General features: G+C 72.3%; 19 protein-coding genes. 9 read left to right on the top strand and 10 right to left on the bottom strand.

Going from position 1 to position 20,920, the window contains the following annotated elements; genetic code table 11:
- Window positions 1-168: 168 nt before the first annotated feature.
- The 4 genes from B086_RS43720 to B086_RS0123805 are packed head-to-tail and all read left to right on the top strand — an operon-like array spanning window position 169 to window position 2,638.
- Entirely contained in the window at window positions 169-327 is a 159-nt protein-coding gene (locus B086_RS43720) for a DUF4177 domain-containing protein (RefSeq protein ID WP_086024262.1), read from the top strand.
- The gene (locus tag B086_RS0123815; protein ID WP_018568944.1) at window positions 324-788 is read left to right on the top strand and encodes a RidA family protein; all 465 of its coding nucleotides are present in this window, start codon (window positions 324-326) and stop codon (window positions 786-788) included. Before B086_RS43720 ends, B086_RS0123815 begins: the two co-directional genes overlap by 4 nt.
- Window positions 789-846: 58 nt before the next feature.
- Entirely contained in the window at window positions 847-1,749 is a 903-nt protein-coding gene (locus B086_RS0123810) for an NUDIX hydrolase (RefSeq protein WP_018568943.1), read from the top strand.
- A gap of 58 nt (window positions 1,750-1,807) precedes the next feature.
- Window positions 1,808-2,638, top strand: a complete 831-nt coding sequence (locus B086_RS0123805; RefSeq protein WP_018568942.1) for an MBL fold metallo-hydrolase — start codon at window positions 1,808-1,810, stop codon at window positions 2,636-2,638.
- 46 nt (window positions 2,639-2,684) lie between these two features.
- Here B086_RS0123805 and B086_RS0123800 read toward each other — a convergent pair whose 3' ends face one another.
- Both B086_RS0123800 and B086_RS0123795 read right to left on the bottom strand, forming a co-directional pair.
- On the bottom strand, window positions 2,685-3,443 hold the full coding sequence (locus B086_RS0123800; RefSeq protein WP_018568941.1) for a nucleotidyltransferase domain-containing protein: 759 nt from the start codon (window positions 3,441-3,443) through the stop codon (window positions 2,685-2,687).
- Between the two features lie 86 nt (window positions 3,444-3,529).
- Window positions 3,530-4,204: a Crp/Fnr family transcriptional regulator gene (locus B086_RS0123795; RefSeq protein WP_009189818.1), complete on the bottom strand. Its 675-nt coding sequence runs from the start codon at window positions 4,202-4,204 to the stop codon at window positions 3,530-3,532.
- Between the two features lie 334 nt (window positions 4,205-4,538).
- Between B086_RS0123795 and nth the strand changes: the two genes are divergently transcribed.
- The 3 genes from nth to B086_RS0123780 all read left to right on the top strand — a co-directional run bounded on the left by nth (window position 4,539) and on the right by B086_RS0123780 (window position 7,851).
- Window positions 4,539-5,501 carry an endonuclease III gene (gene nth / locus B086_RS0123790; protein ID WP_018568940.1) on the top strand — a complete coding sequence of 321 codons (963 nt, stop codon included), beginning with the start codon at window positions 4,539-4,541 and terminating at the stop codon, window positions 5,499-5,501.
- 274 nt (window positions 5,502-5,775) lie between these two features.
- Window positions 5,776-6,525, top strand: coding sequence for an NUDIX hydrolase (locus tag B086_RS0123785; RefSeq protein WP_018568939.1), 750 nt, complete (start codon window positions 5,776-5,778; stop codon window positions 6,523-6,525).
- A 126-nt stretch (window positions 6,526-6,651) separates the two neighbouring features.
- Window positions 6,652-7,851: a MarP family serine protease gene (locus tag B086_RS0123780; protein WP_018568938.1), complete on the top strand. Its 1,200-nt coding sequence runs from the start codon at window positions 6,652-6,654 to the stop codon at window positions 7,849-7,851.
- 54 nt (window positions 7,852-7,905) lie between these two features.
- Here B086_RS0123780 and B086_RS45595 read toward each other — a convergent pair whose 3' ends face one another.
- From B086_RS45595 to B086_RS40605, 6 genes are all read right to left on the bottom strand, one after another.
- Window positions 7,906-8,085 (bottom strand): hypothetical protein, encoded by a 180-nt coding sequence (locus B086_RS45595; protein ID WP_078510012.1) that lies wholly within the window; start codon window positions 8,083-8,085, stop codon window positions 7,906-7,908.
- Between the two features lie 175 nt (window positions 8,086-8,260).
- On the bottom strand, window positions 8,261-9,211 hold the full coding sequence (locus tag B086_RS0123775; protein ID WP_026252708.1) for an alpha/beta fold hydrolase: 951 nt from the start codon (window positions 9,209-9,211) through the stop codon (window positions 8,261-8,263).
- The gene (locus B086_RS0123770) at window positions 9,208-9,705 is read right to left on the bottom strand and encodes a phage holin family protein (protein WP_018568936.1); all 498 of its coding nucleotides are present in this window, start codon (window positions 9,703-9,705) and stop codon (window positions 9,208-9,210) included. Before B086_RS0123770 ends, B086_RS0123775 begins: the two co-directional genes overlap by 4 nt.
- 68 nt (window positions 9,706-9,773) lie before the next feature.
- Window positions 9,774-11,222, bottom strand: a complete 1,449-nt coding sequence (gene nhaA / locus B086_RS0123765) for a Na+/H+ antiporter NhaA (protein ID WP_018568935.1) — start codon at window positions 11,220-11,222, stop codon at window positions 9,774-9,776.
- Window positions 11,223-11,480: 258 nt separating this feature from the next.
- Window positions 11,481-13,436 carry an acetate--CoA ligase gene (gene acs, locus B086_RS0123760; RefSeq protein WP_018568934.1) on the bottom strand — a complete coding sequence of 652 codons (1,956 nt, stop codon included), beginning with the start codon at window positions 13,434-13,436 and terminating at the stop codon, window positions 11,481-11,483.
- Between the two features lie 216 nt (window positions 13,437-13,652).
- On the bottom strand, window positions 13,653-16,139 hold the full coding sequence (locus B086_RS40605) for a bifunctional SulP family inorganic anion transporter/carbonic anhydrase (RefSeq protein ID WP_018568933.1): 2,487 nt from the start codon (window positions 16,137-16,139) through the stop codon (window positions 13,653-13,655).
- 258 nt (window positions 16,140-16,397) lie between these two features.
- Here B086_RS40605 and B086_RS0123750 point away from each other — a divergent pair, with 258 nt between their 5' ends.
- Entirely contained in the window at window positions 16,398-17,660 is a 1,263-nt protein-coding gene (locus B086_RS0123750) for a hypothetical protein (RefSeq protein ID WP_018568932.1), read from the top strand.
- Between the two features lie 6 nt (window positions 17,661-17,666).
- On the opposite strand, the gene B086_RS0123745 is transcribed toward B086_RS0123750, so the two are convergent.
- On the bottom strand, window positions 17,667-18,647 hold the full coding sequence (locus B086_RS0123745; RefSeq protein WP_018568931.1) for an ATP-binding protein: 981 nt from the start codon (window positions 18,645-18,647) through the stop codon (window positions 17,667-17,669).
- Window positions 18,648-18,747: 100 nt separating this feature from the next.
- Between B086_RS0123745 and B086_RS0123740 the strand changes: the two genes are divergently transcribed.
- On the top strand, window positions 18,748-19,572 hold the full coding sequence (locus B086_RS0123740; protein WP_026252706.1) for a Fic family protein: 825 nt from the start codon (window positions 18,748-18,750) through the stop codon (window positions 19,570-19,572).
- A gap of 401 nt (window positions 19,573-19,973) precedes the next feature.
- Here the strand turns inward: B086_RS0123740 and B086_RS0123735 are convergent, their stop codons facing one another.
- Window positions 19,974-20,804 carry an HAD family hydrolase gene (locus B086_RS0123735; RefSeq protein WP_078531172.1) on the bottom strand — a complete coding sequence of 277 codons (831 nt, stop codon included), beginning with the start codon at window positions 20,802-20,804 and terminating at the stop codon, window positions 19,974-19,976.
- Between the last annotated feature and the right edge of the window lie 116 nt (window positions 20,805-20,920).

Below are 20,920 nucleotides of genomic sequence, written 5' to 3'. Positions count from 1 at the left end.
TCCGCGCTCCGGGCACGCGCGAGGCTGTGGACAACCGCCGCCGCGATGGCGTCCTCACCGGCCGCGGACCGGGCGCGCGGCAGGCGTACGGCCCGGCGCGCGAGCGGGCGGCGGCCGGGCGCACGTCCGGCGCACGGCAGGGCCGGCCGCAGCGGCTACAGTCGGCCCATGACCAAGTGGGAATACGCAACCGTGCCGCTGCTCGTCCACGCCACGAAGCAGATCCTGGACAACTGGGGCGAGGACGGCTGGGAGCTCGTCCAGGTCGTGCCCGGCCCGAACCCGGAGCAGCTGGTGGCCTACCTGAAGCGGGAGAAGCAGGCATGAGCGCGGTCGAGGCCAGGCTGGCCGAGCTGGGTCTGACGCTGCCGGAGGTCGTGCCGCCGCTGGCCGCCTACCAGCCGGCCGTGCAGTCCGGTCCGTACGTCTACACCGCCGGTCAGCTGCCGATGGTGGACGGCAAACTGCCGGTCACCGGCAAGGTCGGCCTGGAGGTCACCGCCGAGGAGGCCAAGGACCTGGCCCGCGTCTGCGCGCTGAACGCGCTCGCGGCCGTCAAGTCCGTCGCGGGCGACCTGGACCGCATCGCGCGCGTGGTGAAGGTCGTGGGCTTCGTCGCCTCGGCCGCCGACTTCACCGGGCAGCCCGGTGTCGTCAACGGCGCCAGCGAGCTGCTGGGCGAGGTCCTGGGCGACAAGGGCGTGCACGCGCGCAGCGCGGTCGGCGTGGCGGTGCTGCCGCTGGACGCGCCCGTGGAGGTGGAGATCCAGGTCGAGCTGGCTCCCTGAGCGGCCCCCGGCCCCGACGCCTCTCGAACATTCGCGCGCCACGGGATAGCCTCCGGCCATGGCGAATGGGCAGGCGAACGGGCAGTGGTTCCCTCCGGACTGGCCGGACCGCATCCGCGCGCTCGCGGACGGCACCCTCACCCCGGTCGTGCCCAGACGGGCGGCCACCGTCATGCTCCTGCGGGACACCGACACCGGTCCCGCCGTGCACATGCTGCGCCGACGCGCCTCCATGGCCTTCGCCGGGGGCGCGTACGCGTACCCGGGCGGCGGCGTCGATCCGCGCGACGACGACCAGCAGGTGCGCTGGGCGGGTCCCCCGCGCGCGTGGTGGGCCGACCGGCTCGGCGTGGACGACGCGGCGGCGGCCCAGGCGATCGTCTGCGCGGCCGTCCGGGAGACGTACGAGGAGTCGGGTGTGCTGCTCGCCGGGCCCGGCCCCGGCTCCGTCGTCGGCGACACCACGGGCCCCGGCTGGGAGGCCGACCGCGCCGCCCTGGTCGCGCGGGAGCTGTCCTTCGCGGAGTTCCTCGACCGCCGCGGCCTGACGCTGCGCTCGGACCTGCTGGGCGCCTGGGCGCGCTGGATCACGCCCGAGTTCGAACCCCGCCGCTACGACACCTGGTTCTTCGTGGCCGCCCTGCCCGAGGGCCAGCGCACCCGCAACGCCTCCACGGAGGCCGACCGCACGGTGTGGATCCGGCCCCAGGACGCGGCGGCCGGGTACGACAGGGGCGAGCTGCTGATGATGCCGCCGACCGTCGCCACCCTGCGCCGGCTGCTGCCCTGCGCCAGCGCCGCGCGGGCGCTGGAGGCGGCCGGGGCGCAGGACCTGACCCCTGTGCTCGCCCGCGCCCGCCTGGTGGACGGCGAGGTCGAGCTGTCCTGGCCGGGCCACGACGAGTTCACCCGGCACGTTCCGGCCGAGGGCACCCCGCCCGGTCAGGAGGCCCGCGCATGACGGCCCGCCCGCATTCGCTCCGGCTCCCTGCGGCCGGTGTCCAGGAAGGCGCCCTCGTATGACGGACGCAGCAGCGCTCCCCGGGCAGCCCCGCGGTGGTGCGCTCTCCGGGCCCGCCACCGCGCGGGCGGTCAACGTCCTCGCGCCCAACGCCTCCGCCATGACCCTGGACGGCACCAACACCTGGATCCTCTCCGAGCCCGGCTCGGACCGGGCGGTGGTGATCGATCCGGGACCGCTGGACGAGGGCCACCTGCGCCGGGTCGTCGCCACCGCCGAGCAGGCGGGCAGGCGCATAGCCCTGACCCTGCTGACCCACGGCCACCCCGACCACGCCGAGGGCGCGGCCCGCTTCGCCGAACTGACCCGCACGCGCGTGCGTGCCCTCGATCCGGCCCTGCGCCTGGGCGACGAGGGACTGGCGGCCGGTGACGTGATCTCGGTGGGCGGCCTGGAACTGCGGGTCGTCCCGACACCCGGCCACACCGCCGACTCGCTCTGCTTCCATCTCCCGGCCGACCGGGCGGTGCTCACCGGCGACACGATCCTCGGGCGCGGTACGACCGTCGTCGCCCATCCGGACGGACGGCTCGGCGACTATCTGGACTCGCTGCGGCGGCTCAGGTCCCTGACCGTCGACGACGGCGTGCACACGGTGCTGCCGGGCCACGGGCCGGTCCTGGAGAACGCCCAGGGCGCCGTCGAGTTCTACCTGGCCCACCGCGCGCACCGGCTGGCCCAGGTCGAGACGGCCGTCGAGGACGGCCACCGCGGGCCCGCCGAGGTCGTCGCCCAGGTGTACGCCGACGTGGACCGCTCCCTGTGGCCGGCCGCCGAGCTGTCGGTACGGGCCCAGCTGGAGTACCTGCGCGAGCACGGGCTCATCTAGGGCCGCCGTCGCGCCGTTCGAAACTGCCGCCGCTCGCCGCCGCCGGTCACGGCCGGGGCGCCTTGACGCCGTGCACGCGCGCGTACTCCGCGGCCAGCCAGGGGCCCAGATCGTCGGCGTAGGAGCGCAGCAGGGCGCGGTCGCCGACCGGGTCGTACCCGTGCACGGCCGCGGTGGCGAGCTGAGCGGCCCGCTCCGGGTAGTACGCGCCGAAGGCGGCGGCCATCTCGTGGAGGTCGCTGGTCCAGCCCTGCCAGCGGCCCATGACCAGGGTGAACCCCGTCCGGACGAGGTGGCGGGACATGAAGCGCACCAGGGGCCTGAGGGCCTCCTCCGCGCCGTCGGCGGCCTCGGCCTCGGCGATGCGCTCGCGCCACCGGGGGAGGAGCCGCGCCAGGTCGCCGTTGGTCTCCCGGGCGAGCAGCGGGTCGCCGGGGCGGTAGCGGGGCAGCCGGGCGGCGAGGTCCTCGCCGAGCAGCGGGGTGCACAGACAGGCCGTGAACCAGCCCATGTCGTACCGTTCGGCCTCGCTCAGCAGCCGGTCCCGGCCGTACAGCAGGAGACCGGCCCCGTCGATCTGGGCGAACTCCTGATCGAGGGCGGTGCCGAACACCCGGGCCGCCCGGCGGTCGGCGTCCGTCGGCTCGTCCCGCAGGGCGACCAGCAGGTCCAGGTCGCTGCGGCCGACGCGTGCGGTGCCCCGGGGCACGGAACCGTAGAGACAGGCGCTGTGCAGCCGCTCTGCGTAGATGTACGGCAGCCGGTCGCGGACCGCCGCGACGACGGGCCGGAAGGCGTCCTGCACGCGCGCGAGGGACCCCTCGCGCGCGATGTGCCCGTCGGCGGTGAGACCCGGTCGGCCGCCCGGGAGGGCGTCGGTGCCGCGCGGGGTCAGCGGGACCTCTTGGCCAGCCGTTCCACGTCGAGCAGGATCACCGCGCGCGCCTCCAGGCGGAGCCAGCCGCGCTGGGCGAAGTCGGCCAGAGCCTTGTTGACCGTCTCGCGGGACGCGCCGACCAGCTGGGCCAGCTCCTCCTGCGTCAGGTCGTGCACGACGTGGATGCCCTCCTCGGACTGCACGCCGAAGCGGCGGGAGAGGTCCAGCAGGGCGCGGGCGACCCGGCCCGGCACATCGGAGAAGACCAGGTCGGACATCTGGTCGTTGGTCTTGCGCAGTCGGCGGGCGACGGCGCGCAGCAGGGCGCCGGCCACCTCCGGCCGTACGTTCAGCCAGGGCTGGAGGTCGCCGTGGCCCAGGGCGAGCAGCTTGACCTCGGTCAGCGCGGTCGCCGTCGCGGTGCGCGGGCCCGGGTCGAAGAGCGACAGCTCGCCGATCAGCTCACCGGGGCCCACGACGGCCAGCATGTTCTCGCGGCCGTCCGGGGACGTGCGGTGCAGCTTGACCTTGCCCTCGGTGACCACATAGAGGCGGTCGCCCGGGTCGCCCTCATGGAACAGCGAGTCGCCACGTGCGAGCGTCACCTCCGTCATGGAGGCGCGAAGCTCCGCGGCCTGCTCGTCGTCGAGCGCCGCGAAGAGCGGATTGCGCCGCAGAACGTCGTCCACGAGTTCTCTCCTTGTCGACCTGCTCAGGGGATCTTGCTCCCCCGTCGCCAGGGGACCGTGTTCCCCATTTTGCCGGACGGTCCAAACAGTGTGATCTGTCACAAGGATGCCGTACAGGTGTCCCGGGGTACGCGGCAGGGGTCCAATCGGGCGCCGGTCTTCGGGGTCCGGGGCGGATGTCGGTGCCGGGCCTTAGGCTGGCCGGGTGTCCGAATCGCCGGTGAGAGCACAGGCCGAGGGGGCTGGGCGGGTGGCTGCACGACAGGATTCCGCTGTGGGCGAACAGGCGCCCGACGGCGGCAGCAAAGCGATGAAACCGGCAAAGAGGACCCCTGTGACAAGAGCGGCCAAGAAGACCTCCGAGAAGCCCGGGAAGCCCGGGAAGCCGGAGAAGCCCGCGAAGAAGGCGGCCACCGTGAAGAAGGCCGTGCCCCCGAAGAAGGTGGCGGTCGCCCCGGAGAAGGCCACCGCCGCCGTGCGGAAGGCGTCGTCCGTGCAGACGGTCGCCGCGAAGCCGCGGAAGAACGAGTCGCGCACCGCTCTGGTCCGCCGGGCCCGCCGCATCGACCGCGAGCTGGCCGAGGTGTATCCGTACGCCCACCCCGAGCTGGACTTCGAGAACCCCTTCCAGCTCCTGGTCGCCACCGTCCTGTCGGCGCAGACCACCGACCTGCGGGTCAATCAGACGACACCGGCGCTGTTCGCGAAGTACCCGACCCCCGAGGACCTGGCCGCCGCCGATCCGGAGGAGGTCGAGGGCATCCTCAGGCCCACCGGCTTCTTCCGTGCGAAGACCAGGTCGGTCATGGGTCTTTCCAAGGCCCTGGCGGAGGAGTTCGGCGGCGAGGTACCGGGCCGTCTCGAGGACCTGGTGAAGCTGCCCGGTGTCGGCCGCAAGACCGCCTTCGTCGTCCTCGGCAACGCCTTCGGGCGGCCGGGCATCACCGTGGACACCCACTTCCAGCGGCTGGTGCGGCGCTGGCAGTGGACCGAGGAGACCGAGCCGGACAAGATCGAGGCGGCCGTCGGCGCGCTCTTCCCCAAGAGCGAGTGGACGATGCTCTCGCATCATGTGATCTTCCACGGCCGCCGTATCTGCCACGCCCGCAAGCCCGCCTGCGGGGCCTGCCCGATCGCTCCGCTCTGTCCGGCGTACGGGGAGGGCGAGACCGACCCGGAGAAGGCGAAGAAGCTGCTGAAGTACGAGAAGGGCGGCTTTCCCGGCCAGCGCCTCAAGCCGCCGCAGTCCTACCTGGACGCGGGCGGCAAACCGGCACCGCCACTGGCGGCCGGATGACGGCAGCCGACCGGCCCGGCCGCACAGGCCGCCGCGCCCGGCGCGGAACGATCTCGGGGCCCCCGCGCGTTGGACCGGGCAGGACGACGGCGACGGCCACCGGGACGAGGACGGGAAAGAGGACCGGCCGGACCGGCGGCTCGGGTACGGACCCCTCGGGCGCGGACCGCGCGGGTGCGGACCGCGCGGGCACGGGCGCACGGACACGTACAAGTACACGTACAGGCTCAGGCACGGACGCAAGGACCCGGACGGACCGGGGACGGGGGTGGCGATGACGCGGGCGGGCGAGACGGCGCACGGGATCCGGACGGACCGGACCGGCGAGGAGGACCCGGCCGGCCGGGTGCCGGGCGGCCCGGTGGCGCTGAGCACGGACGGGCTGCCCGAGTGGCTGGACCCCGTCGTGCGGGTCGTCGGGACGGTCCAGCCCGTCCAGCTGAGCCGCTTCCTGCCGCCGGAGGACGGCGCGGGACGCCAGTCCGCCGTCCTCGTCCTGTTCGGCGAGGGCGCCCGCGGGCCCGAACTGCTGCTCATGGAGCGGGCGAGTTCGCTGCGTTCGCACGCCGGGCAGCCGTCCTTCCCGGGCGGGGCGCTCGATCCCGAGGACGGCGACCCGCAGGGCGACGGCCCGCTGCGGGCCGCGCTGCGCGAGGCCGAGGAGGAGACCGGACTCGACCCGGACGGCGTCCAGTTGTTCGGTGTGCTGCCCCGGCTCTACATCCCGGTCAGCGGGTTCGTCGTGACGCCCGTGCTCGGCTGGTGGCGCGCGCCCAGCCCGGTGGCCGTCGTCGATCCGGCGGAGACCGCCCGGGTCTTCACGGTCCCCGTGGCGGATCTCACCAACCCCGGCAACCGCGCCACGGCCGTGCACCCCAGCGGTCACCGAGGCCCGGCATTCCTGGTCGAATCGGCCCTCGTGTGGGGCTTCACGGCCGGAATCATCGACCGGCTGCTGCACTACGCGGGCTGGGAGACGCCCTGGGACCGCGAGAAGCAGGTCCCGCTCGACTGGCGGTCATGACAGGGTGGGCCCCGTGCCGTTCGGGCCGGAGCCTTCCGGAACGATGTGTTCCCTCGCCGCGCGGCGGCGGGCCGGGCCCCGGCCGACCTGTGGTGACCGGAAGACGATGAGGCGAGGCTCGACGCGGTGAACGTGCTGGACATCCTGCTGCTGGTCGCCGCCGTGTGGTTCGCGGTCGTCGGATACCGCCAGGGATTCGTCGTCGGCATCCTGTCGGTGATCGGCTTCCTGGGCGGCGGACTGGTCGCCGTGTACGCGCTCCCGGTGATCTGGGACGCCCTGACCGACCACACACCGGTCAGTACGACCGCGGCCGTGGTCGCGGTGATCGTCGTGATCATCTGCGCCTCGGTCGGCCAGGCCCTCACCACCCACCTCGGCAACAAGCTGCGCGTGCACATCACCTGGTCCCCGGCCCGCGCGCTGGACGCGACCGGCGGCGCCATGGTCAACGTCCTCGCGATGTTGCTGGTCGCCTGGCTGATCGGCTCGGCCCTGGGCGGCACGACGATACCGACGCTCGGCAAGGAGGTCCGCACCTCGCAGGTGCTGCTCGGCGTCTCCCGGGTGATGCCCCAGCAGGCGGACACCTGGTTCGCGGACTTCACCTCGGTCCTCGCGCAGAACGGCTTCCCGCAGGTCTTCAGCCCGTTCACCGACGAGCCCATCACCGACGTACAGCCTCCGGACCCGGCGCTGCGCGACAGCGCGGTCGCCCGCAGCGCCAAGCGGTCGGTGGTCAAGGTCGTCGGCACCGCGAGCAGTTGCGGCAAGGTGCTGGAGGGCAGCGGGTTCGTCTTCGGCCCCCGCCGCGTCATGACCAACGCCCATGTCGTCGGCGGCGTCGACGAACCCACCGTCCAGATAGGCGGCGAGGGCCGGAAGTACGACGCCAAGGTCGTGCTCTACGACTGGCACCGCGACATCGCCGTGCTCGACGTGCCGGACCTGAAGGCGCCCGTGCTGCGCTTCTCCGACTCGGTCGCGCACAGCAAGGACAGCGCGATCGTCGCCGGCTTCCCGGAGAACGGCGCGTACGACGTGCGCTCCGCGCGCGTGCGCGGGCGCATCACGGCCAACGGCCCGGACATCTACCACCGCGGCACCGTCCGCCGCGACGTCTACTCGCTGTACGCGACGGTCCGCCAGGGCAACTCCGGCGGCCCGCTGCTCACCACGGACGGCGAGGTCTACGGCGTGGTGTTCGCGAAGTCCCTCGACGACGCCGAGACCGGCTACGCGCTCACGGCCGGTGAGATCGAGCAGGACATCGTCAAGGGGCGCACTGCCGTGCAGCAGGTGGACACCGACCGCTGCGCGATGTGAGGTGAGGACGGCCGGACCACGCCCCGAAGGGGAGGCGGTCCGGCCGGTGCGGGATCAGCCGCGGGGATGCCGCAGGCGTACCGAGACCCAGCGGGCCCGGCGGCGCAGGATGCGCGGAATGCCGACCCGGGGGTCCGTGCCCGTCAGTTGCGGGGCTTCCCGGTGAAGGGAGCCCGGACCGCTCGCCGAACGGCGGGTGCGTGCTACGTCACTGTAGTCGTGCGTCCAGCCCATACCCCGACGTCTGCCCCCGTCCGAAGGTCGATAACCTCCCGGGCGCCCTCGATTTGGCCTATGCGCGGGGCAATTGGCCGTTCGACGGACAGGCGTCCACGTCCGGATACCGGGCGCGACGGCGCCGTCACGGACCGCCCTCGCGGGGGTGCCGCCGGTCCGGTCCCCGAGGACCTCACCGGTCCGGTTCGGGATCCTTCAGCCAGTTGACCAGTTCGGTCGAGAAGGCCACCGGGTCCTCCTCGTGCGGGAAGTGCCCGAGACCGTCGAACAGGCGCCAGCGGTAGGGCGCCTCGACGTATTCCCCGGAACCGGCCGCGCTGCGGGTGCGCTGCACCGGGTCGAGGGAACCGTGCAGATGCAGGGTCGGCACGAGCACCGGGCGCTTCATCCGGCGGTAGAACTGGATGCCGTCCGGCCGGGCCAGGGAGCGCACCAGCCAGCGGTACGGCTCCACGGAGCAGTGCGCCGTGGAGGGGATGCACATCGCCCTGCGGTACGTCTCCAGCGCCTCGTCGTCCGGCAGCCGCGGGCCCGACCAGTCCCGGATCAGCCGCGCCACCAGCGCACCGTCGTCGGCGGTGAGCTGCCGCTCGGGGACCCACGGGCGCTGGAAGCCCCAGATGTAGGAACTCGCCGCGGTCTGCCGGGCGTCGGAGAGCATCGACGAGCGCCAGCGGCGGGGGTGCGGCATCGAGGAGACCGCGAGCCGCCGGACCAGCTTGGGGCGCATCGCCGCCGCCGTCCACGCCAGATAGCCGCCCAGGTCGTGGCCGACCAGGGCCGCGTCCGGCTCGCCCAGGGAGCGGATCACGCCGGTGACGTCGAGGGCGAGGTTGGCGGGGTCGTAGCCGCGCGGGGTGCGGTCGCTGCCGCCGACGCCGCGCAGGTCCATCGCCACGGCCCTGAAACCCGCGTCGGCGAGCGCGGTGAGCTGGTGCCGCCAGGTCCACCAGAACTGCGGAAACCCGTGCAGCAGCAGCACCAGCGGTCCGTCGCCCGTCTCGGCGATGTGGAAACGCGCGCCGTTGGCGGCGACGTCCCGGTGCGTCACCTTCCGGGCGCCGGGCACGTCGGTCCGTACGACCGAGGTCGGTTGCGCCGAAGGAGTGGCGGGGTCCGTCATGAGGACGAGCGTGCCACAGCCTCGATGGCCTGCGGTGCCCGGTCCTCCAGCGCGGGGAGCTGCGGACGCGGGTGCGGCTTGGCGTTCTGGAGCACTCCGGCGGTCTGCTTCATGGAGGCGGCGACCTTCTGGGGGCCCTTGCCCTTCTTGGCCTTCTTGAAGAAGACGAGGCCGACCAGCAGCAGGAGAAGCGCGATCAGGACGTTGGCCGCGAAGGAGAGCAGGAAGCACCAGCCGAGGTTCCAGCCGCCGCTCCAGGTGCGGATGCCGTACGCGAGCGCGAAGTTGAGCATCGGCAGCGAGAACAGCAGCATGGCCCCGGCTGCCGTGGTCAGCGCGCCGGCGATCCCGCCGCGGGTGACGTCCTTCTTCAGCTGCGCCTTCGCCAACGCGATCTCGTCGTGCACCAGCGCGGACATCTCCGCCGTCGCCGCGGCGACCAGCTGGCCGATGCTGCGTTCGGCGCCGACCGGGCTGCCGTCGGGTGCGCTCATCGCGGTCTCCCTCTTCTGCCTGACCCTGCGTTCCGGGAACGGCCGGGTTTTTGTACCGTCCCGTCAGATCATGCCGGACTGTCGTTCTGCTCGCCTGCCCCGCCCTGCACTTCCGCACTCCGTGCTGCCCGTTCGGCCTCCTGGCGGGCGGCGACGGCGCGGTGTTCGGCGGCCTTGCGTTCGAGGATGGCCGCCATCCGGAGGTGGTACGCGGGGTCGCCCTCCTCGTACACGTCGGGGATACCGTCGAGGTCGTCGTCGCGCTCCTCGTCCGCGCACATCCGGCGGTACTTGGCGTTACGGATCTTGAGCAGCACCGTCGCGATCAGCGCGGCGATCACCGAGCCGGTGAGGACCGCGGCCTTGACCTCGTCGGTCAGCGTGGCGTCGCCGTCGAAGGCCAGCTCGCCGATGAGCAGGGAGACGGTGAAGCCGATCCCGGCCAGGGTGGCGAGCGCGAAGACATCGGCCCAGGCCAGGTCGTCGCTGAGCGAGGCCCGGGTGAACCGGGTGGTGAGCCAGGTGCCGCCGAAGATGCCGACGGTCTTGCCGACGACCAGACCGAGCACGACACCGAGCGTCTCGGGCCGGGTGAACACATCGGCCAGGGCCCCGCCGGAGACGGACACACCCGCGCTGAACAGCGCGAACAGCGGCACGGCCAGGCCCGCCGACAGCGGCCGGACGAGATGCTCGATGTGCTCGCCCGGCGAGTGCTTCTCGCCCTCCCGGGTCGAGCAGCGCAGCATCAGGCCCATCGCGACGCCCGCGATGGTGGCGTGCACGCCGCTGTTGTACATCAGCGCCCAGATGACCAGGGCGAGCGGTACGTACACGTACCAGCCACGCACGCCCTTGCGCAGCAGCAGCCAGAAGACGGCCAGGCCCGCGAAGGCTCCGCCGAGGGCGGCGAAATTCAGGTTGTCGGTGAAGAAGACCGCGATGATCAGGATGGCGAAGAGGTCGTCGACGACCGCGAGGGTGAGCAGGAAGGCGCGCAGGGCGCTGGGCAGCGAGGTGCCGATGACCGCGAGCACGGCCAGCGCGAAGGCGATGTCGGTGGCGGTCGGCACCGCCCAGCCGCCGAACGAGCCGCCACCGGCGAGGTTGGTGAGGGCGTAGACGGCGGCGGGGGCCGCCATGCCGCACAGCGCCGCGACCACCGGCAGCACCGCGGCCCTGGGGTCCTTCAGGTCGCCGGCGACCAGTTCCCGCTTGAGTTCGATGCCGGCGACGAAGAAGAAGACCGCGAGGAGCCCGTCGGCGGCCCAGTGCGCGACGGACAGGTCGAGGCCGAGGGCGGCGGGGCCGAGGTGGAGGTGGCTGACGCGCTCGTAGCTCGCATGCAGTGCCGGGATGTTCGCCCACACCAGCGCGGCGATCGCGGCGAGCAGCAGCAGGACACCGCCGACCGTCTCGGTGCGCAGCGCGTCCGCGACGAAGTTCCGCTCCGGCAGGGACAGGCGCCCGAAGGTCTTGCGGGGGGCGCGAGGGGTGCGGGGGCGGTCGGTGACCACGGGAACCTCCGGTCGGTGGGCAGCGCTGAGCACATGCCGACCAGACTTCCCGGCGCACCTGAGGATCTTGTTGCGTTGTAGCTCCGACCAGTCTACGCATCCGGGGGCGCCCGGCGTCAGCTGCGCCGGGTGCCCCCGGATGCGGTGGCCTGCGAGGGCGGTGCCCCGGACGCGGGTCCGGGGACCTCGGATGCGGGTCCGGGGATCCCGGGTCCGGGGACGCGGTGTCCCTGCGGGCGGCGCCCTCGCGGGCCGGGGTCAGTCCTCGCTGGACGCCGCCGGCAGCTTCGCCTGGATGAAGTCCATGACCGTGGAGTCCGTCAGCGTCGTGACGTCTCCGAGCTGCCGGTTCTCCGCCACGTCCCGCAGCAGACGGCGCATGATCTTGCCGGACCGGGTCTTCGGCAGCTCCGCCACCGGCAGGATCCGCTTGGGCTTGGCGATCGGCCCGAGCGTGCTGCCGACGTGGTTGCGCAGCTCGGTGACCAGGTCGTCGCTCTCGGCGGCCGAACCGCGCAGGATCACGAAGGCCACGATCGCCTGCCCGGTGGTCTCGTCCGCCGCGCCGACCACGGCCGCCTCGGCGACCGAGGGGTGCGAGACCAGCGCGGACTCCACCTCGGTGGTGGAGATGTTGTGGCCGGAGACCAGCATCACGTCGTCGACCCGGCCGAGCAGCCAGATGTCGCCGTCGTCGTCCTTCTTGGCACCGTCACCGGCGAAGTAGCGGCCTTCGAAGCGTGACCAGTAGGTGTCGATGAACCGCTGGTCGTCGCCCCAGATGGTGCGCAGCATCGACGGCCACGGCTCGGTGAGCACCAGGTAGCCGCCGCCGCCGTCGGGCACCTCGTTCGCCTCGTCGTCGACGACGGTCGCGCTGATGCCGGGCAGCGCGCGCTGGGCGGAGCCGGGCTTGGCGTCGGTCACGCCCGGCAGCGGGGAGATCATGATGCCGCCGGTCTCCGTCTGCCACCAGGTGTCGACGACCGGGGTGCGGTCCGCGCCGATGTTCTTGCGGTACCAGATCCACGCCTCCGGGTTGATCGGCTCACCGACCGAGCCGAGCACCCGCAGGGAGGACAGGTCGAACTTCGCGGGGATGTCGTCGCCCCACTTCATGAACGTGCGGATCGCCGTCGGCGCCGTGTACAGGATCGTGACCCCGTACTTCTGCACGATCTCCCAGAAGCGGCCCTGGTGCGGGGTGTCCGGCGTGCCCTCGTACATGACCTGCGTCCCGCCGTTGGCCAGCGGGCCGTACACGATGTAGGAGTGGCCGGTGACCCAGCCGACGTCGGCGGTGCACCAGTACACGTCGGTCTCCGGCTTCAGGTCGAAGACGGCCCAGTGCGTGTAGGCGACCTGCGTGAGGTAGCCGCCGGAGGTGTGCAGGATGCCCTTGGGCTTCCCGGTGGTGCCCGAGGTGTAGAGGATGAACAGCGGGTGCTCGGCCTCGAACGCCTCCGGGGTGTGCTCGGCCGACTGGCGCCCGACCACGTCGTGCCACCACAGGTCCCGGCTGTCGTCCCAGGCGACGTCCTGGCCGGTGCGGCGGACCACGAGCACATTGCGTACGCCCGTGGCGCGGCCGACGGCCTCGTCGACGGCCGGCTTGAGCGCGGACGGCTTGCCGCGCCGGTAACCGCCGTCGGCCGTGATGACGACCTTGGCGTCGGCGTCCTGGATGCGGGTGGCGAGCGCGTCCGAGGAGAAGCCGCCGAAGACCACGGAGTGCGCCGCGCCGATGCGGGCGCAGGCCAGCATCGCGACGGCCGTCTCCGGGATCATCGGCATGTAGATCGCGACCCGGTCGCCCTTCTGGACGCCGAGTTCCAGCAGGGCGTTGGCCGCCCTGGACACCTCGTCCTTGAGCTCGGCGTAGGTGATGGCGCGGCTGTCGCCGGGCTCGCCCTCGAAGTGGATCGCGACCCGGTCGCCGTTGCCGGCCTCGACATGCCGGTCCACGCAGTTGTACGCGACGTTCAGTGTGCCGTCCTTGAACCACTTGGCGAACGGCGGGTTCGACCAGTCGAGGGTCTCGGTCGGCTCCTTGGCCCAGGTCAGCCGGCGGGCCTGCTCGGCCCAGAAGCCGAGCCTGTCAGCCTTGGCCTGTTCGTACGCCTCGGCCGTGACGTTGGCGTTCGCGGCCAGGTCAGCGGGCGGCGCGAAGCGTCGCTCCTCCTTCAAGAGGTTGGCCAGGCTTTCGTTGCTCACGACATCTCCCTTTCCCAGGGTGTCCGTTGTGTCCCAGGCCACAGCTCATCAGACCCGGGGGCCGGATGACAAGGGCCGACCGGTAATTGGTTTAGACCTGTTGTGGAGTGTTCGCACAGCTCCTGCGGCGGGTGACGGGTGTCGCCCGGCTTCAGCATGGCCCCCGGGGGCCGGGGAGACCATGCCCGGGGGCATGCGTGTCGCCGGGCGCCCGGATCACACCGCGCTGGGCAGGTCTTTCACCGACTCCGTCGGCCGCGGGGCGTCCGGTCCCGCCGGGGCGCCCGGCGGTCCCGCCGTCCCGGCCGCCGGTGCTGCCTGCGCCGCCGCCTCTGCCGCCTCCTCCGCCGCCACGGGGACGAAGACCGCGCCGCCGTCTCTGTCTCCGGCAGGGTCCGTGAGCAGGTACGCCTGGGCCTCGGCCACCTGGAAGTACATCCCGTGCAGCTCCAGCGTGCCCGCGCGCAGCGCCCGTGCCACCGAGTCGTGGGCGCGCAGGTGCTCCAGTTGCTGGACGACATTGGCCAGGCTCAGCCGCTCGGTCTCGTCGGCGGGCATCCGGCCGGCCAGCAGCGGGACGGTGCCGTCCGTGGCGCGCAGCCGCTCCAGGCTCGGTGCCCCGTGCCGCAGCCACCGCCCGAGGGACGTCCCGCCGTCCCCGGTGCCGGGCCGTGAGCCGAGGAGGGCCTGCATCGCCCCGCACCCGGAGTGGCCGCACACCGTGAGGGAGCGCACCCCGAGCACGTCCACCGCGTACTCGATCCCGGCGGCCACCGAGTCGTCGCCGCGCTCCTGGCCGGGGAGCGGGACGAGGTTGCCCACGTTGCGCACGACGAACAGGTCGCCGGGGCCGCTGGCGGTGATCATCGAGGTGACCAGGCGGGAGTCGGCGCAGGTGAGGAAGAGGTGGGACGGCTGCTGCCCTTCTCTGGCCAGCCGTGCCAGTTCGTCGCGCACATGCGGCGCTGTGGTGCGCTGGAACACGCCGATGCCACGGGCCAGTTGCTCACCGCTGGGGCCGGGGGACCCGGCCGCGCGCGATGGAGCGCCCGGCGTGGGACGTACCTCGGAGCGGATGCCGGGGGCGGGGCACTGGTGGTTGCGCCAGGGCGTCCAGGGCCGACAGCGGCACGCGGCGCCGTCCGGACCGGTCGGCTCACCGACCCGGACCGCTCTGCGGCGTCCGGTGAGCCGGACGGAACCGCCCTGCGCGGTGTGGGCGCGCTGCCAGTCCTGGAGCGACTCGTAGGCCGCGTGGTCCATGAAGGAGCCGTCCAGCTCGACGACGGAGACCGCGCCCCGGGGCACCCGGTGCAGGACCCGGCTGAGCCGCGGCACCGCGAGGAACGTCAGCTGGCCCCGGACGCGTACGTGATGCACGCCCTTCCTCTCGTCGTGCGTGATGCGGGTGCGGGCCAGGCGGTGCAGGGCGACGGCGACGGCGGTGGCGACACCGAGGGCCACGCCCTGGAGGACGCCGAGGGCCACCACCCCGAGGGCGGTCACGGCGTACACGGGCACTTCGCGGTGGCGGGTCACCGTACGGATGTGGTGCAGGGAGACCATCTGGACGCCGACGGCCATCACCAGGGCGGCGAGCGCGGCCAGCGGGATGAACTCCAGGACCGGGACGAGCAGCAGCGCGGCGGCCACGACGAGTGCGCCGTGCAGCATCGTGGCGTCCCGGCTGACGGCGCCCGCGCGTACGTTCGCCGAGCTGCGGACGGCGACCCCGGCGACGGGCAGCCCGCCGAGGGCGCCCGAGACGACGTTCGCCGCGCCCTGGCCGAGCAGCTCCCGGTCGAGGTCGGAGCGGGCGGCGGGGACGGGGGGACCCGGTCGGCCGGCGGCCAGTCTGTCCACGGCGACGGCGCCGAGCAGCGACTGCACGCTGCACACCAGAGTGGTGCTGAGCACGGCCGCCACCAGGCCGAGGACCGGCCCGTCGGGCAGCCCGGCCAGGGCGTGGCTGCGCCAGGAGGGCAGGTCGACCCTGGGCAGTATCAGTCCGCACAGGGAGGCGACGGCAGTGGCCCCGGTGACGGCGACCAGCGGGGCGGGCACCGGGCGCAGCAGGCGTCCCGCCCGGCCGGGGAGCCGGGGCCAGGACAGCAGCAGGGCCAGGGTGAGCGCGCCGACGGCGAGCGCGGCGGGATCGGCGCCTGCCAGTTGGGAGGGCAGCGCGCGCAGGTTGTCGGGCACGGAACTCTGCGGGCTGCCGCCGAGGACGATGTGCAGTTGGGCCACGGCGATGGTGAGGCCGATGCCGGCGAGCATGCCGTGCACGACGGCGGGGCTGACGGCGAGCGCGGCGCGGGCCACCCGGAGGCAGCCCAGGGCGAGCTGGAGGAGACCGGCGAGGACGGTGATGGCGCAGGTGGTGCGCCATCCGTAGCGGTGGATCAGGTCGGCGGTGACGACGGTGAGCCCGGCGGCCGGGCCGCTGACCTGCAAGGGGGAGCCGCCGAGGCGGCCGGCGACCAGCCCGCCCACGGCGGCGGCCACGAGGCCGGCCTGGAGCGGGGCGCCGGTGGCGAGGGCGATGCCGAGGGAGAGCGGCAGGGCGATCAGGAAGACCGCGACGGCGGCCGACAGGTCGGCGCCCGCGACGCGGGGAAGGCGTCGGCGCGGTGGCGGGCTGTGGGGCGGGTGTGCGCGGCGGGTGCGCGCGGTGCCGGTGGGCGAGGGGGTGCGGGCAGGCATGGCTCGGCTCTCCTCTGGGAGAAGGCGAATGCAACGCTTGGTAAAGCAAAAGTAATGCAACGTAAAGTTCCAGCACAGCTTTTCTGTGCAAATGGGGCAGTGAATCACCTTGAAGGGTGAAGTGGGCTTTTTATCGGCTTGTCGTACTAATTCCTTCTCGCCTTCGTGCGACCTTGACGGCGCTGTCGGCACGGCCGGCACAGCACCAGCACACGCCGTCTCGGCGTAGGACGAGAGAAGGAAGAAGGTGGGCGGAACATGGCCGCCAACCAGAGGATCGCCGCGAGCGTCGTCGCCGCCGTGGCCTGTGCCTCGGCGCTCGCCGGTTGTGCGAGTGGCAGCGACGTACCCCGGCGCGAGGGCGCGCACGGCGCACCCAAGGCCGCGCAGGCGCCCGGGAGCGCCGTCCGTCTCATCGGCGACGGGTCGACCTCGTACACCGGAGCCCAGCCGCACCTGCCCAAGCCGCAACGGCTGAAGGCCGGTGAGAAGCCTCCCCAGTTCGTCGTCTTCTCCTGGGACGGCGCGGGCGAGGACAGTCAGAAGCTGTTCTCCCACTTCCGCAAGGTGGCCAAGGACAACCACGCCAACATGACGTTCTTCCTCAGCGGTGTGTACATGCTGCCGGAGGAGAAGCGTGATCTGTACCGGCCGCCGCAGCACGCGCAGGGCAGTTCGGAGATCGGCTTCAACGACGCCCAGGGCATCGCGGACACGGCCGAGCAGGCACGCCTGGCGTGGCTGGAGGGCAATGAGATCGGCACCCACTTCAACGGCCACTTCTGCGGCCCCGACGGCGGGGCCGGCCAGTGGTCGGTCGACGAATGGAAGAGCGAGATCGGCCAGGCCAAGCAGTTCGTGAAGACCTGGAAGTCCAACAGCGGGCTGAAGAACGTGCCCGCGCTGCCCTTCGACTACGACAAGGAGCTGATCGGCGCCCGCACCCCCTGCCTGGAGGGCCAGAAGAACTTCATGAAGGCGGCGAGCCAGCTGGGCTTCCGCTACGACAGCAGTGGCGTCAACAACCAGCTGTGGCCCAAGAAGAAGGACGGGCTGTGGGATCTGTCGATGCAGCTGGTGCCCTTCCCCGGCCACACCTTCGAGCAACTGACCATGGACTACAACTTCATGGTCAACCAGTCGGGCACGCAGACCCAGGGCGACCCCGACAAGTTCGACTACTGGGGCAACCAGATGCGCGACGGCCTGCTCCAGGGCTTCAACCGGGCCTACGACGGGAACCGGGCGCCGCTGGTCATCGGCAACCACTTCGAGTCGTGGAACGGCGGCACCTACATGCGCGCCGTCGAGGACGTCGTGAAGGAGGTGTGCAACAAGCCCGACGTGCGCTGCGTCTCCTTCCACCAACTGGCCGACTGGCTGGACGCGCAGGACCCGCAGACCCTGGCCAAGCTGCGCGGCCTGGAGGTGGGCGAGGCGCCCAAGCAGGGCTGGGCGTCCTTCCTGTCGGCCCGTCCGGCTCCGGCGCCCAAGGGAGTACCCGGGGCGCCCAAGCCGTAGCGCCCGTCAGGCGGAGGCGGTGACGCCCTCGCCGAGCACGAAACCGGGGTCGATCTGGGCCGCGAGATCGGCCCCGGTGCGCTCGTTGCCCCAGGAGGTGGCGTTCTTCAGGTGGAAGTGCGCCATCTGCTGGGTGTAGCGCTCCCAGTCACGCAGCTCGTACGTGGCGTCGGCGGCCACCTGGAGGGTGCGCAGGGCGCGGCGGTTGGCGTCCTCCACCAGCTCGAAGCGGGGCGGCCGGCCCTTCTCCATGGCGCGCACCCAGTCGGACTGCCCGACGGTGACGAGCAGGTCGTCGCCGACCTCGGAGCGCAGGAAGTCGAGGTCGTCCGGCCCCTGCACCTTGTTGCCGACGACCCTCAGGACGACGCCGAAGTCCCGGGCGTACTCCTTGTACTGCCGGTAGACGGAGACGCCCTTGCGGGTCGGCTCGGCGACCAGGAACGTGATGTCGAAGCGGGTGAACATGCCGGACGCGAACGAGTCCGAACCGGCCGTCATGTCCACCACGACGTACTCGTCGCGGCCGTCCACCAGGTGGTTCAGATACAGCTCCACCGCGCCCGTCTTGGAGTGGTAGCAGGCGACCCCCAGGTCGGCGTCGGTGAAGGGGCCGGTGACCATGAGGCGAACGGCGCCGCCGTCGAGTTCCACCGGCCGCGCGCAGGCGTCGTAGAGCGGGTTGTTCTCGGCGACGCGCAGCAGCCGCGAGCCCTCGCCGGGCGGCGTGGTCTTGATCATCGTCTCGGCGGAGGCGATGCGCGGGTTGCTGCCGCGCAGATAGTCCTTGATCAGCGGCAGCCGGTCGCCCATCGCGGGCAGTTCCGCCGCGCGGGCCTCCTCCAGGCCCAGTGCCGCTCCCAGATGCTGGTTGATGTCGGCGTCGACCGCGACGACGGGCGCGCCGGTCGCCGCGAGATGGCGGATGAAGAGGGACGACAGCGTGGTCTTGCCGCTGCCGCCCTTCCCGACGAAAGCAATTTTCATGTTCACCAAGCGTAGTGCCGCGATAGCTGTACGTGGCAGCTTGCGTGAAGAAGACCACTCCTTCGAGGCAGGGGAGGACCGGGTGCGTAGGGTCGGACGCATGAGTACGACAGGCGCGACCGCTGATCCGCTCGCGACCCTGGGGTCCCTGCCCGGGGTGGCCGAGTCCGTGGAATCCGTGCGCAAGGCCGTGGACCGGGTCTACGGGCACCGGATCATGCGGCGCCGGAGCAACGCCGTCACCTCCGAGGCGGCGCTGCGCGGCGCGCGCGGCTCCGGGGCGCTGTCGGGGGCGGACTGGTCCCTGGAGGAGGTGCGTCGGCGCACCGACTTCAGTGGTGACGACGAGGCGCGCGTCCTGGGGGCCGCGCTGCGGCTGACGGCCGAGGCCGGACAACTGCTGTCCGTCTGGCGGCAGTCGCCGCTCAGGGTGCTGGCCCGGCTGCACCTGGTAGCCGCCGCGGGCACGGAGGACTCCGTCGGCCGACCGCGCCAGGAGGGCGAGGGCGTCGACGAGCCGCTGATCGAGCTGGCGCTGCCCGGCGCGTCGGAGGTCTCCGGCCGATTGGAGGGGCTGTCCGAACTGGTCGTCGCGGGCAGTTCCGCACCGGCGCTGGTGACGGCGGCCGTGGTGCACGGCGAGATCCTGGCGCTGCGCCCCTTCGTCTCCCACAACGGCCTGATCGCCCGCACCGCTGAACGTATCGTCCTGGTCGGCAGCGGCCTGGACCCGAAGTCGGTCTGCCCGGCCGAGGTGGGCCACGCCGAACTGGGCCGCGCGGCCTACCGGGCCGCCCTCGACGGCTATGTCTCGGGGACCCCGGAGGGCATGGCGGCCTGGATCGCCCACTGCGCCGGGGCGGTCGGGCTGGGCGCGCGGGAGTCCACGGCGGTGTGCGAGGCGCTCCAGCGTGGAGCGGCATAGCCGGACGGCGGTCCGGCAAGGGTGGGGCCAGGGACGGACAGCGGCGGGACAAGGGTCGCGGCGGTACGACATGTCGTACCGCCGCTGGCATGAGCACCGCGTTACCAAGCGTCCTCGATATGTCGCCCATCAGGCCGGGGACTTTGCCCGTCACCTGGTGCGGCTGGCCCGTAATCGACGGGTCGACGTCGCGTGGGTGCCCGGTGTTCATGCTCGGTCCGTGGGGCCGAATGCGTTGAAAAGGTGATCCTTTCGGATGTCCTCAGGTCTCGCGGGCCGTTGAGTCCTTTGTACTGCACCCGGGTGACAAGCGGAACCCCTGTCCACACTTCTTTACTTTCCGTCCCAAACGGGTCACAAAGGGACGCCGTCCGGCCGTGCTCCGCTGCCCCGGCAGCCGCTCAGGCCAGGGCGCGCCGTCGGCTCGCGTACCAGACGAGCCCCGCCGTGGCCGCCGCCGCTCCCACGGCCGCCATCGCGACCAGGGCCGGGCGCGGGGGCACGGAGAGCGTGCGCAGCCGCCGCTTGAGCCGCACCGGGCGGTGGAAGTCGAGGACCGGCCACTCGCGCGCGACGGCCTCGCGGCGCAGGGCCCGGTCGGGGTTGACGGCGTGCGGATGGCCGACCGCCTCCAGCATCGGCACATCGGTGACCGAGTCGCTGTAGGCGTAGCACCGGGCGAGGTCGTACCCCTCGGACACGGCCAGCTCGCGGACCGCCTCCGCCTTCGTCGGCCCGTACGCGTAGTACTCCACCTCGCCGGTGAAGCACCCGTCGTCGCCCACCACCATCCGGGTGGCCACCACCCGGTCGGCACCGAGCAGTTCGCCGATCGGCTCGACCACCTCGGCGCCCGAGGTGGAGACGATGACGACGTCCCGTCCGGCGCTGTGGTGCTCCTCGATGAGGGAGGCGGCCTCGTCGTAGATGATCGGGTCGATCAGATCGTGCAGCGTCTCGGCGACGATCTCCTTGACCTGTCGTACGTTCCAGCCGCGGCAGAGCGCGGACAGGTACTCGCGCATGCGCTCCATCTGGTCGTGGTCGGCGCCTCCGGCGAGGAAGACGAACTGGGCGTATGCGGTACGCAGCACAGCCCTGCGGTTGATCAGTCCGCCTTGGTAGAACGACTTGCTGAAGGTGAGCGTGCTCGACTTCGCAATGACCGTCTTGTCCAGATCAAAGAACGCCGCTGTGCGGGGCAAGGAGTGGTTTTCCACAAGGTCGAGCATAGGGGCAGCCCATTCGGCGTAAGCTTGGCGTGTGGGTTTGCCTGAGAGGGCTCTCGGGTACACCATGGAAGTCACGGATCGTTCGCGACCGTGCTAACCCGGTCCGACTCCTCCCC

The sequence above is a fragment of the Streptomyces sp. PsTaAH-124 genome (assembly GCF_000373685.1).
Lineage (GTDB): Bacteria > Actinomycetota > Actinomycetes > Streptomycetales > Streptomycetaceae > Streptomyces > Streptomyces andamanensis.
Note: the sequence above shows the minus strand (reverse complement) of the source record. Positions and strands in the feature narration are given on the sequence as shown.